This is a genomic window from Streptomyces bobili (genome assembly GCF_002154575.1).
GTDB lineage: Bacteria > Actinomycetota > Actinomycetes > Streptomycetales > Streptomycetaceae > Streptomyces > Streptomyces bobili.
Genome location: NZ_MUBA01000864.1, coordinates 573 through 825, shown reverse-complemented (window position 1 = coordinate 825; position 253 = coordinate 573). Strand labels below are relative to the sequence as shown.

General features: G+C 75.1%; 1 pseudogene. It reads right to left on the bottom strand.

Features of this window, described 5'->3' with window-relative positions:
- Nucleotides 1-253 (bottom strand): annotated as a pseudogene (locus BZL64_RS41785) (ATP-binding protein); the annotation flags it as partial.

Sequence of the window (253 nt, the reverse complement as noted above, 5' to 3'; positions counted from 1 at the left end):
GGCGGGCCCCCTCCATCAGGTCCCCGTCGCCGACCGGCTCCCCGCGTCCGGCCGCCAGGTAGGCGGCGGTGACGACGGCGCTGCGGATCGAGCCGCCGGCCAGCTCGAAGTCCTTGGCCTGCGGGGACGGGTCGATGCCGGGGGCGCACGGCACGTGGGAGAGACAGTGCCGCCACAGGGCCACGCGCTGTTCGGCGTCGGGGAACGGGAAGTCGACGACCAGGTCGAGGCGGCGGGTGAAGGCCTCGTCGAT